The organism is Salinicoccus siamensis, assembly GCF_042429615.1.
GTDB lineage: Bacteria > Bacillota > Bacilli > Staphylococcales > Salinicoccaceae > Salinicoccus > Salinicoccus siamensis.
The window spans coordinates 1-12,083 of sequence record NZ_JBHMAH010000008.1; the positions used below are offsets into that span (position 1 = coordinate 1).

Below are 12,083 nucleotides of genomic sequence, written 5' to 3' on the forward strand. Positions count from 1 at the left end.
TCTCGGAAAAGCGGGGAAGGAACAGAACTGAGGCCCCACCTTATTTTCATAAAATCCGTGTCTTGACAATGGGGTCCACTTTAGTTGCCTTATTACGCCATCCCGAATGTAGTGCGAGATGAAAGTGTAGTAACACACGACGTATATCATCCATTGATTACTGAACCCATCAGCAATTCAATTGATTTGAGACAAAATATCTTGCTCACCGGGTCGAATGCCTCCGGCAAATCCACTTTTATGAAATCATTGGCCGTGAATGTCATTCTGAGTAATGGCATCAATACCTCAACCAGTGGCTACTTTAAATACGTGCCTGGTAGAGTGTTGTCTTCAATGGATATTTCAGACAGTATCTCGGAAGGGGATAGTTATTTCATCAGTGAAATCAAATCATTGAAAAGAATAATCGAAGCCCTGAATGGCAGTAATGCTCATTTCTATTGCTTCATTGACGAGATATTCAAGGGGACGAATACGAAAGAACGCTTAGCAGCAGCAGAAGTACTGTTGAGATTTTTGAGTACGCATAAGAAAATTTCTTTAGTGGCAGCTACTCATGATATAGAATAGACAGACACATTGCGTAATGAAATGGCGATGTATCACTTTTCTGAAGTGCTAGAAGACAGTGATATATTCTTTGATTATCAAATTAAAAATGGTCCAGCCCAAACATCCAATGCGCTGGAGCTGCTCAGAATATTCAACTTTCCAAAATCGATTTATAAGGAGTCTAAACGACTTATAGAACAGTCCTATTAAGATGTAGTTTTTTAAGTTGACTCATAGTTGTAAAATACTGTCTGAAAAACACAATCCCCTAAGCCATATCTAAGGTTAGGGGATCGCTTATTTTTTAAAGTATCTGTAGTGTCTTCAGAAATTTCTGAGGACATGTTAGTTCCATTATAGCTGTGACCACATATATCCTATATTAGGAGAAGCAAGGTAAAATCACAAAACTGAACCTAATGTATAATTATTTAGAAAATACCCAGAGCATATTTAAGATTAACATTATTTTGGCCATGCTAGGTAGACAGCGAATATAATAAGCATAATTCCAAGCGCTATTGAAATTTTATATAGTGAATTGTATTTTCTGCGAGAAATACCTGACACAGTCAAGTATACACCGATTAGGAATGAAAAAATCATTATATAGAATCCCATTCTTTACATTCCTTCCTGAGAATATTTTAGAACTTGTAATAGTAGGCTTCATTCAAGGTTTGAACTGCTGTATGATAACAGTGTTAAAGCTTTAAACATAAGAAGTATTAGCTATCTAGAAACTAGACAAAATCACACTAAATAATGAATAGTTATTCCTCACTGGCTTCTTGTGAACGCAGGCGATGTCGATAGCCATATGTGCTTTCCTTCATTATATTTTCGTCTTGAACACCCGCTCCGATTGCAGCTACAACTGTTGAAAGTGATGTGGCGAACCATGCTAGCTTAAGGTAAAAGCGGATGTCTATCTGTTCTAATCCAATATTCCTTATTATAAAGTCAGGTGGTAGTAGCACAAGGGAACCGGTCAGGAACATCAGATACAACACAGTGAAATAAAACACCAATGATATGATCAAAGTCACAACTGTCGCACCGTTATATAACTTCAAAAATCTTTTATCCTCACCTTCTTCTAGCCTTTCCCATAGATCATGGGAGATAATGATCCACACTAGCATACTGGCTAAAGCGAATATTGAAACAGCAATCATCCTCCAGATAGAGAACAAATCGCTTAGGCTCCACATAGTAGAAAAGACCATACTGAAGGAACCTGTCGCAAAAGCAAGTGCTACTACTGAGCTCAAAACCAACATCATGTTTAAAGGATTATTCGCCCAAGCCATTCCACTGATCAGTCGTAAATATCCCCGCAAATTATTCTTCATTTGATATATTGAATGCTCGGAATCGGTGGCATCGTTATGACTTTTCTCATAATGAAGTTTATTGAATTTAAAGTATCGGTTGAATATCCTTTTCAAATTCCTACGATTCTCTTCATTTGAATCGGTGGATTCCTTGTCATTTTTTGCCTGGACCGAAGTGATCAGGGTCACAATGGTTTCGAGAACACTCTGTTTGTTAGGAGGCCAACCATAGGCGGGCAAAGACACCAATCCAACCTCAGTGGCTTCATTTATATCTATGCCGATAATACTCTCGTTATGGTATAACGGGAGATCTGTGATGAAGATAGTATAATCCCAATCACTATCTTGGTAATATTGATCTGTTTTCTGAAACAACTCCTTCGTCAGCTCTGCATAACTCGTAAGTGGGTCTACATGGACGCCGACTTCCCATTCATGATCGTCTTCAAATTCCTCGGAAAGCACCTCCGGCAATTCTTCTTTTATTTTTCTCGCAAGTTCATCTGGCGCACCTGGCGCTGCGACGATGCCAACATATCTATTGCTCATATCAATCATCCTCTGACTTATCATGAGTTTGTTTTGTGCCTGCATGCTCTTCGGTCTGTTCTTCTTTTGTAGTTTCTTCATTTTCTTCTTCTATTTGCTTATATCGGTACATTTGTCTGTAGGAATACGTCACATTCTGAATCGTTCCTTCATCTTCGACAGTGGAGCCCAAGGCACCTGCTAGGACTCCTACAGAGGCAGAAAACCATACCAGATTTAAATAATCCGTCCATTCCACATCAGGTTCAATCCTAGTCCAGTTTTCAAAAAGTCCCATTGGCACAAATACGATAACCGATATTATGAGCAATAGGTAGACGACCAAGTAGTTTACGATTGTAATGAACAACAAGGTGGCCATTGTGGTGAAGTTATATAGATGACGGTATGACCGCTGATTTTTACTGGAAACCAATTCCCATAGATCATGTGCATATATCAGCCATCCAACAACACCAAATATCGCAATGAATGTCAGCATCATAAATCGCCACAAGGAATAATCCAGGCTCAATTCCCAAGGTATAGAAAAAATGGAAATGTATGTGCCCGTGGCAAATGATAATGCGACGATGGTCTTGAGGTTATTTAAGGCCGTCCATGGCTCGTTCATCAACGTCATGCCTGCAACAAGTTTACTCCACCCGGCTACCGTCGATTTCCGTATGTACCGCTTATTGCTCACCTCATCTTCAGAAGTCGACACTTCAGTGATCTGATTGATGAAGCTCAAGCGTATGCCCTCAGGTGTTTCAGATAAATCTTTGCGGTGCAGCCATGTAATGTGATGCATTAGTAGATTCTGCAGTTTTTTCTTAACCCTAATGGCGCCAAGTGACGGTACTGAAAGCAGTGATATCGTCTGTTCATAATTCACTTCTGAAACGACGATCTTATTACTGGATATACTGGGGAGGTCACTGATTGCGATTGCCAAGTCCCATTGGTTATCCTCTCGGATGGCTTCCGCTTTTTCGAATGTCTGATCGATGAACTCGGCGGAAGCGGCTAATGGATTGGTCTGATAATCGAATTGCCAATCGACTTTGTCATCAATGTGTTTACTGGATAGTTCGCTCAAATCTTCTAGCATATCTTTTATTAACTCTTCCGGAAGACCGGGGGCGGTGATGAGACCCACGACAACTTTTTCCACCAGCTCACTCCTTTCATTAGAATGCATAATATAGAAAGATAATGATGGGTATTTAAAATATTGACCATCTTTATTATAGAATAATATTCCTTACCATTAATCACTTAGAGATCTTTGCTGATAATATGAGTTTTAACATATCAAAAGCAAAATATGATTTTACGGATAAAGAAATTTGTATTTATAAGACTATTATACCCATGCAGCTGAAATATAATTCAAATAGTATATAATTGGAGAGACAAATCTGGAATGCAATCTGTTGGGGAGCGACACAAGCGTTTATGAAGATACCGACAGGGAAGATTAAAACTATTAATAGAAAATGAGGGGGCAATTAAGAGTGGTTAAGACAATCATGATTACAGGTGCAGGATCAGGTTTAGGGAAAGGCACAGCGATTGGACTGGCGCGCGAAGGTCACACGGTCATTGCCACTGTTGAAAAAGAGGAACAGATTGGAGGATTGCGTGAAGAAGGACAGGAAGCGGGTGTAGATCTTGAAGTCTTCAAGATGGACATCACAGATGCCCATGACCGCGAAGCCATGAAAAGATATGACTATGATATATTCGTAGCCAATGCAGCAATCAATGAAGGTGGGCCGATATGGGAGATGCCGATGGCTGACATTAGACGATTATATGAAATCAATGTATTCGGCACACTAGAAACCGTTCGTATCGCAGCTGAACATTTCGTAGAGAAGCGGCAGGGTAAAATCATTTTCATATCGTCAAAAGCAGAAAAGATGAGCTCTGCCTATAAAGGACTCTATTCATCCTCGAAGCACGCCATCGGTGCCATAGCGAAAGCGCTGAAGCAGGAGATGGAGGAGTTCAATGTCAAAGTTGCCACTATTAACCCCGGTAGATTCGGCACAGGCTTCAATGACCGTGCAGTCGCAGCAAACTGGAAGTGGTACGACGAGGAGGAACACCACACTTCGAAAGATAAGTTGGAAGCAAGCGGGGATAGTCTGAACCATCAGATGGATCCGCAGCTGATGATCGATAAGATGGTGGGGATCATTCCAAAAGAGCATCATAAATTCAGGGTCGTCTATCCGGAAGATACGGCAGAAGATATGCGTAAAGAAGAGCAGAAAGACTGGGAGACTGAGATTTAGAATAATAGTTTACTAGACGTATAAAGGAGTCGGAAAAATATTTACCGACTTCTTTTTTATTATGAGGTATTTTAATCATTTATTATTTTATTTTGAAGCGCTCGATCATTTTCCATGCTATCGGTCCCAGTACAAACAAAAGAATCAAGGGCATTAGAAGTACGCCGAATGTAGATGAGCCGGTAAGTCCGTGGTTAGTAATCTCGATATATAGAATTGCAAATACGATCAGCGTCCCATTTGTTGTTAAATTAAGTAATAGTCTGTTATTCAAATAGAACTCCCTGACATTAGATGCGTCCATACGTTTTGGATAATTATGCATTTCCGGAAATCGGTCCAACGCCTTGAGTCCCGGTACCAAGAGCAGTGGTATGACGATGAGGACAATCATTTCATACTTCGACCCATATCTATCGACCTCACCATCTGCTCCAAAGTGAGCAGGTACTTCTGCAGGTAGGGAAGAGAATGTGATGATCACATAGATTAGGGATCCGATGAAAAAACCATAGCCTATGATATTTGCGATCTTTTCAGTCAAAGTCTTAGGTATGTCAATTTTTGGTCTTTCTTTCATGTTAATTACCTTTCAGCAGATTTAATGTAGTGGCCCAGAAACATCCGTTATCATTTGATACCTATTTTACGATTTATATATTTCGGTTGAAGAGAGCCAATTTAAAAAATGTTTGTATGGATAATACGTTGTGCCGTTTAAGATTATTTTAGGCGCATTTGGATGCTTTTCTAATAAGTCATTGATTTCTTCCTTATCTAAACTAAAATATATTGGCAAATCTTCTTCTTTTATAAAATTAGTAGCGGGATGCTCACTATCAGGATTGCCAATATTCTTAAGGCCATCACCAATAAAATATCCCATAAAACCCAATCCAACTGCCAAAATAATCATACTTACTACTAATCCAGATAATTCTATTTGCATTTCGCTTACTACCTCTCATTCTATTATAATTATTTTATTTCGGAATCCTGGCCATCACCAAATAAGAAGCCTAATCCGATCGCAAAAGTTAGTGTGTTAATGAGTGCTAATGAAATGGATATAAACTTTTTCATGGCCGACCGCCTTTAATAAAATTATTCTCAGATGTCACCACTTAAATTGAAAATATAACAAAATGAATATTATATAATCGTGCTTTCAATTTTATGGTTTCCCACTTACATTTTAGACAAGTCTCTTGTTCTTCTTTTGAAAAGTATAGTGCGTGCAATATGCCTACTTTGCCAAATATCTAAATGTTTAGATATTATGTTATACTTATAGTGTACCAAATAATTATAAAGGAAGAGATAAATTTTGGAACACGCTATATTTATCATCGCGCTTTCTTCTCTTAGCCTTGCGGTACTATTGATGGGAGTAAACATCACTAGAGTAGGGCTTATGCCTGCTTTTTCGATCAAGACGCGATTGGCGCAAGTATCTCTCGGCTTAATGGGTGTCTATGCCATATTCTTTATAATATTTCTCGTAATGGTAAATTGAAGGTGTAAGGCGTTTTGCGAGAAGAAATAGCATATATAAATCAGTCATAAACTCACAGTGGTATCGTCCATATTTATCACAACTATAGTCTTATATTTAATACATAAAACTAGGAAGTTCACATAAACAAAGGGGAACAGTATCTATGATTAAAGTAAAGAACGTCAACTGGATCGATCTGGATAAAGGGACCATTGAAGTCAAGGATGTGGAATTGCGATCAGGTGATGATAAAGAAATAGATGGTACACAAAAATACCTGATGCCTGGCTTGGTGGATATGCATACTCACATTACACCTGTCAGTGCGAAGCATTATTTGGCGAGTGGTGTGACTTCAGTAAGAAATACCGGTGGCAACTATGAACTTATCCAGATGATGGATGATGTCGCACCGCATGTATACGCGACTTATCGTTTCATCGACGGCGATCCTGGTCTGTGGGGGCCGACTTCCTATGGCAATGTTTCCACCAATGACATCAATACGGCACTGGAGACTGTCGAGGAGCTGTATAACCAAGATGCGAAGTTCATCAAAGTGTATGGCAACATCCAAGAAGATGTTTTGGATGCTGTGGTAAAAAGGGGAGACACACTTGGTCTTGAGGTTGCAGCTGATCTGCTACATTCCAAGTCCATCGACGCGATGAAAGCAACAGAGTATGGCGTGAAGTGGCTTGAACATGCATCGAGCATCGTGCAACACCTTTTTCCCAGATATCATAGTCAACTATCAGATGATGAGTTTGATGAAATCACCAGCAAACCAGTAGATACGGATAGGCTGAATGATTTATTGTCATACCTACTTGAAAATGGAATGAAGTTGGTGCCGACATTGACCCTGTACCGTCACTTGGTAGAAGGACGCACATACAGTCCTCCTGAATTGATAACATCGAAGCAGATGAAACTGTTTGAAGCGGATGAGCAATTATCTATAAGTGCTCAGTTCGAAGCCATTGATGCGCAGCTTAGTGCAGAGTTCAAGAAGCGCCAAAAATGGGAGTATGATCAGGTGAAGCGGGTTATAGGTGAGTACCTTGAAATGGATGGCGAAGTGTATATCGGTACCGATGCACCTGCGGGAACGTGGGTGTATCCCGGGCTTAGTATGATTGAAGAGCTGAATGAATTTAAAAACTTTGGCTTGACTGAATTTGAGATATTGAGGAAGGCGACAATTGAAGCCAAAAAGATTGTAGGGGAAGACGATGGTTACATATTACTCAACCAAAATCCACTGGAAAATTTTGCGCATATCCTCGACATCGACGCCATTTTCTTGGCGGGAAAGATATTGATGTATGAGGATATCAAAAACCATCAAGTGGACAGCGATAGCATGATGAAGAAATTTGAGGAAATTGAGGAGATCTACAGACAACAGTAAACAAAACATACTGTCCCTTTAGAATACGTGTAAACTTCATGGCTAACTTAAAGTTATTACTAACTTTATATTACTTGAAGATATAGAAAAATCTGTATATGCTGAAGTAAATAGATCAGAAATGAGGAGATATAATGAGTAAACTTGTCCCTCTATTTACGCAAGAAACTGCCGTGCAGAAAGTCCGGATGGCTGAAGATAGTTGGAACAGTCGTAACCCGCATAAAGTGTCCCTCGCTTACACAGAGAATAGCCGCTGGCGGAACCGCACCGAATTCCCAACCGGTCGAGAAGAAATCGTAGAGTTCCTCGAAAGAAAATGAGCTAAGGAGCTCGACTATCGATTGATAAAGGAACTATGGTCATTTACCGACGACCGCCTTGCAGTGCGGTTTGCATATGAGTGGCATGACGATAACGGGAATTGGTTCCGATCATACGGAAATGAGAATTGGGAGTTTTCTTCAGATGGCTTGATGAAGCGACGCTTTCCATCCATCAACTTTGCCACATCGCTTCTCAACCTGTTTGCCATCATCATTGCAGGGGGCAGTGTGGCTAATGAATTCCGATGGGGCACAATCAAACAACTTTTGATACGGCCGATTTCGAGGGGGACCATATTATTATCAAAATATGTGGCCGTGTTAGTCTTCGTCTTATTGTCAGTGTTGAGCCTCTTGGGCGTCTCTTTTTTCATTGGTCTGATTATGTATGGGGTACCCGCCGTCAACCCAGACATATTGGTCAATCGGCCAGACGGTCTGGCAAGTAACGATATACTGTCCGAGATATTGCTTCAATCCGGATTTAAATTCATTAATATTATCATTCTAGCCACATTTGGGTTTATGCTTTCAAGTATTTTCCGAAGCAGCGCCCTAGCGATCGGCCTTTCGATGTTTATGATGTTCGCCGGGACAACCGCTGCGCAAGCGTTATCCCAATATGCATGGGCCAAGTATATTTTGTTTGCCAACACAGATTTATCTGTCTACTTCACTTCGTTTGGTCCAATCCGAGAGGAGATGACTATGGGATTCTCAGCTGCGGTGATTGTGGTTTATATGGTGATTTTCATCGCTGCCACATGGCTGGTGTTTAATAAACGAAATGTAGTATAACATAGAAAAGCAAAGCTCATTTCATAATATAATGCCTTTGCGATAGAATATACCCTAGAGGATGGGGCATCTAGCAAGGTGTTTTATAAGGATTTAAGGATTTATTGAGACTTTTAAAAAGTATTTGATAAAAGGAATATATAAGTGGTTGTGAGGCATGCCCCAAAAGTTGAAGTCAAAAATTCAACTTTTGGGGCACTTTAATATATGTGAAAGCCATTCAATAGAATCAAAGGTTGAAGGTTTGAATGAATGTTTAACTTTTGGATTACCCGATCAACTTAGTTCCAATTATTTAAGTTAGATTTTTTATAGTTTCGTTTGTCAAAATAAGCTAGACAGTTCTTTTTCACCCCATTAACTCAAAAAGACTTCCAGTGGCGCGCAGTAGTTCAGTGATTTTATTAGGATGTGGTTTCTTCTTGCAGAGACGGATGAGACAAAAGCCTGATTATCCGTATTAAAATCCATATCTTTGGCCAATCCATCCCTTCTGAGCAATCCATTAGAATGCTTGTTCAGTCTCTGCTGGGATGGTGTCCTTGGGTCGGCAAGGTAGACGGACAGGTCATTCCGATTGCTCATCGATTGCCAGTTGGAGAATTCCTTGCCACAGTCGAAAGTGATGGATTTGAATAGGTTTTTGGGCATCTCTTGACACCATGTATTGATGGTAAGCTCGACATCCTGCGCCGTTTCGGCCTTCTGGTTTTAGTGTGACACCTGCCGTTTTAAACGACTGTCACGACTGCGTTGAATTCACTGTATCATAATCGTTATGAAATCACTGAATAGGCTGGCAATGTACATCGTATCGACATAAATGATATTGGGTTATGCTGTGGAGGATCGCCGACAATGTTACGGGCTGAAGCTATCGGACAAGACACACTCAATTCGAAGTATTCACCAGATATGGAAAAGCATTTTTTATTTGGAAGAGATGAGACGTTAATAGATTATAACACGAAATATAGAGGGAAAGCATTATTATAATTACATCATTAGACTCCAAGCCTCCCTCAATTCAATTCTGTAAAGTGTTCTAAGAATAATAATATAGTCTCCTCATTTTCTTTAAAAAACCTTTGAGGGAACGAAGAAAAATATAAGGTCTGACATACTTTAGATGAACAGTACGTCAGACCTTATCAGTTTGGAATTTTTTTCTTCAAGAACACCTTAAAGGGTACAAGGTCTTTCAGAGCACGCCGGAAAAAGGAACTGGAACCACACACCGAAAGAGAATTCTTGACTTGTTGAAACAGAATAATTACAGGTGTTCATGATCACTATGTTTATCACCTGAATGTAAAGTCAACCTGGGAGTTTTCCTGGGCTTCATAACCTTTCATATAGTTAATACGACGCTGTGCTGATGTTTGATTGACTTGCTCATCTGCATGATAAGAAGAACGGACAAGTGGCCCAGACTCACAATGACGGAAACCTTTTGATAGTGCAATATGCTTTAACTCCGCAAATTCATCAGGATGATAATAACGCTCGACCCGCAAATGTTTTTTCGTCGGTTGTAAGTATTGACCAATTGTCATAATATTCACATCGTTTTCCAGTAAATCATCCATGGCCTCAATGATTTCTTCTTTCTCTTCTCCTAAGCCCACCATAATACTTGATTTCGTTGGTACGTCAGGAGCAATCTCTTTCACACGCTGAAGCAGGGTTAGTGATCTATCATACATTGCTCTAGCTCGTACTTTTTTAGTCAATCTTCTCACAGTCTCAATGTTGTGGTTAAAAATATCTGGTTCACTGCTCATTAAAGTATGTAAACTCTCGTAATCACCTTTCATATCAGAAGGTAAAATTTCGATGGTGCAACCAGGGTTTTTTCTGCGGATCGCCCGGACTGTCTCAGCAAAAACCGCCGCACCGCCATCTTTTAAATCATCTCGAGCGACGGCTGTAACAACCACGTGTTTCAACCCCATTATTTGTACAGAATCCGCGACACGTTCTGGTTCATTCCAATCTAATTCATTCGGCATTCCTGTTTTAACCGCACAGAATCGGCACCCACGTGTGCATGTATCACCAAGAATCATAAATGTAGCAGTTTTACGCTCGCTCCAACATTCATAAATATTTGGACATCTTGCTTCTTCACATACCGTATTTAATTTTTTATCTCGCATCAATTTCTTTAATCCTGAGTATGATCCATTAGTATTGATTTTAGTTTCTAGCCATTTAGGTTTACGCAGGTACTCTTCTTTTTTAGACATCGAAAGTACACTCCTTCAGTAGTTGATATATTGCAAGTAGTTGTTTTAATTCATAATTTGGGTCACGTATTTGCTTTTTGCCAATTGATTGATTTCATTCCACTGTGCATCGGTCAATGTCATCGGTTTAAACTTGACATCCAAGCCTGTTTGGAAGCCATGATAAAAAGCGTCCACTAACATATCGTATGTGTACTTTTGATTTGTAATCTCATTAATAGCGATGGCCTTTTCATAAAAAGAAGTACGCTTTTTCTCTCTCATTCTTTCAGACGGAAAAAGGAAAAGATCAAACAACATTTTTTCATTAATATTCATTGGAATTGAGCCATGTTGTAGTAAGACATTATCTTTGCGTACTTGAGCATTGCCTGAAAGTTTTTTATCATCAATAATTAGTTCATAGTAAGCAGCCTGTTCAAAACAAACCGATGATCTGCCTTTAATTATTTCTTCTCTCGATGGGTAAGCATAATCAGCTTGTATGCCCAAATTACGATACCCTTCTAAGATTCCTCTTGTTAAAATATGGTACGCTTCACGAACAGATGTGGGTATGAAGGGATGATCCTCCGTCACGACAATACTATAGGTTAGCTCATCATCATGAAGTACGGCGCTACCGCCCGTTAAACGCCGAACAAAATCGCAGTTATATCGCTCAAGTGCAGAAAAATCAATCCGTTTATCTACTCTTTGAAGTCTTCCTACGGATAGGCTGGGTGCTGACCAACCGTAAAATCTTAATGTAGGGGGGATAACTCCTCTACTATGCCAATTTAATAAAGCCTCATCAATCGCCATATTCGTAGCCGCATTGTTGTGTCCTGTATTCAAAAATCCCCATTCTTCTGGCATCATAATCCTCCTCCTTATTAGATCCAACCTAATTTTTTCAAGTGATAGAAAAAATACAGATATTTTCTTATTATTAAATTCCTTGAGTGAAAGTAAAGAAGTGGATCACAGTTTATTATAAAACAGTGATTTTTTTAATATTTTCGTTTGTCAAAATAAGCTAGACAGTTCCTTTTCACCCATGTAACTCAAAAAGACTTCCAATGGTGTC

The 12,083-nt window shown here is 39.6% G+C and carries 10 protein-coding genes and 2 pseudogenes; 5 read left to right on the plus strand and 7 right to left on the minus strand.

Features of this window, described 5'->3' with window-relative positions:
• Nucleotides 1–84 precede the first annotated feature (84 nt).
• Entirely contained in the window at nucleotides 85–573 is a 489-nt protein-coding gene (locus ACFFLE_RS03375) for a MutS-related protein (protein WP_380569747.1), read from the plus strand.
• Between the two features lie 755 nt (nucleotides 574–1,328).
• Here ACFFLE_RS03375 and ACFFLE_RS03380 read toward each other — a convergent pair.
• Complete coding sequence (locus ACFFLE_RS03380) at nucleotides 1,329–2,444, minus strand: SLC5/6 family protein (RefSeq protein ID WP_380569748.1); 1,116 nt, start codon at nucleotides 2,442–2,444, stop codon at nucleotides 1,329–1,331.
• Between the two features lies 1 nt (nucleotide 2,445).
• Nucleotides 2,446–3,600 (minus strand): hypothetical protein, encoded by a 1,155-nt coding sequence (locus tag ACFFLE_RS03385; protein ID WP_380569749.1) that lies wholly within the window; start codon nucleotides 3,598–3,600, stop codon nucleotides 2,446–2,448.
• Between the two features lie 343 nt (nucleotides 3,601–3,943).
• On the opposite strand from ACFFLE_RS03385, the gene ACFFLE_RS03390 reads away from it, so the two are divergent.
• Entirely contained in the window at nucleotides 3,944–4,729 is a 786-nt protein-coding gene (locus tag ACFFLE_RS03390) for an SDR family oxidoreductase (protein ID WP_380569750.1), read from the plus strand.
• An 82-nt stretch (nucleotides 4,730–4,811) separates the two neighbouring features.
• Here the strand turns inward: ACFFLE_RS03390 and ACFFLE_RS03395 are convergent, their stop codons facing one another.
• Both ACFFLE_RS03395 and ACFFLE_RS03400 read right to left on the minus strand, forming a co-directional pair.
• Nucleotides 4,812–5,309 (minus strand): DUF1648 domain-containing protein, encoded by a 498-nt coding sequence (locus tag ACFFLE_RS03395; RefSeq protein ID WP_380569751.1) that lies wholly within the window; start codon nucleotides 5,307–5,309, stop codon nucleotides 4,812–4,814.
• 66 nt (nucleotides 5,310–5,375) lie between these two features.
• Nucleotides 5,376–5,678 carry a DNA-binding protein gene (locus ACFFLE_RS03400; RefSeq protein ID WP_380569752.1) on the minus strand — a complete coding sequence of 101 codons (303 nt, stop codon included), beginning with the start codon at nucleotides 5,676–5,678 and terminating at the stop codon, nucleotides 5,376–5,378.
• A 712-nt stretch (nucleotides 5,679–6,390) separates the two neighbouring features.
• Between ACFFLE_RS03400 and ACFFLE_RS03405 the strand changes: the two genes are divergently transcribed.
• The 3 genes and pseudogenes from ACFFLE_RS03405 (at nucleotide 6,391) to ACFFLE_RS03415 (ending at nucleotide 8,765) form a co-directional block, all read left to right on the plus strand.
• The gene (locus tag ACFFLE_RS03405) at nucleotides 6,391–7,641 is read left to right on the plus strand and encodes an amidohydrolase family protein (protein WP_380569753.1); all 1,251 of its coding nucleotides are present in this window, start codon (nucleotides 6,391–6,393) and stop codon (nucleotides 7,639–7,641) included.
• A 134-nt stretch (nucleotides 7,642–7,775) separates the two neighbouring features.
• Nucleotides 7,776–8,132: pseudogene (locus ACFFLE_RS03410) on the plus strand (DUF1348 family protein); the annotation flags it as partial.
• Nucleotides 8,118–8,765 carry an ABC transporter permease gene (locus tag ACFFLE_RS03415; RefSeq protein ID WP_380569755.1) on the plus strand — a complete coding sequence of 216 codons (648 nt, stop codon included), beginning with the start codon at nucleotides 8,118–8,120 and terminating at the stop codon, nucleotides 8,763–8,765. The pseudogene ACFFLE_RS03410 and the gene ACFFLE_RS03415, both read left to right, overlap by 15 nt.
• Nucleotides 8,766–9,122: 357 nt before the next feature.
• On the opposite strand, the pseudogene ACFFLE_RS03420 reads toward ACFFLE_RS03415, so the two are convergent.
• The 3 genes and pseudogenes from ACFFLE_RS03420 to lipM form a co-directional block, all read right to left on the minus strand.
• Nucleotides 9,123–9,486: pseudogene (locus ACFFLE_RS03420) on the minus strand (IS30 family transposase); the annotation flags it as partial.
• 580 nt (nucleotides 9,487–10,066) lie between these two features.
• Nucleotides 10,067–11,014, minus strand: coding sequence for a lipoyl synthase (lipA, locus tag ACFFLE_RS03425; RefSeq protein WP_380569754.1), 948 nt, complete (start codon nucleotides 11,012–11,014; stop codon nucleotides 10,067–10,069).
• A gap of 45 nt (nucleotides 11,015–11,059) precedes the next feature.
• The gene (lipM, locus tag ACFFLE_RS03430) at nucleotides 11,060–11,872 is read right to left on the minus strand and encodes an octanoyltransferase LipM (RefSeq protein ID WP_380569756.1); all 813 of its coding nucleotides are present in this window, start codon (nucleotides 11,870–11,872) and stop codon (nucleotides 11,060–11,062) included.
• Between the last annotated feature and the right edge of the window lie 211 nt (nucleotides 11,873–12,083).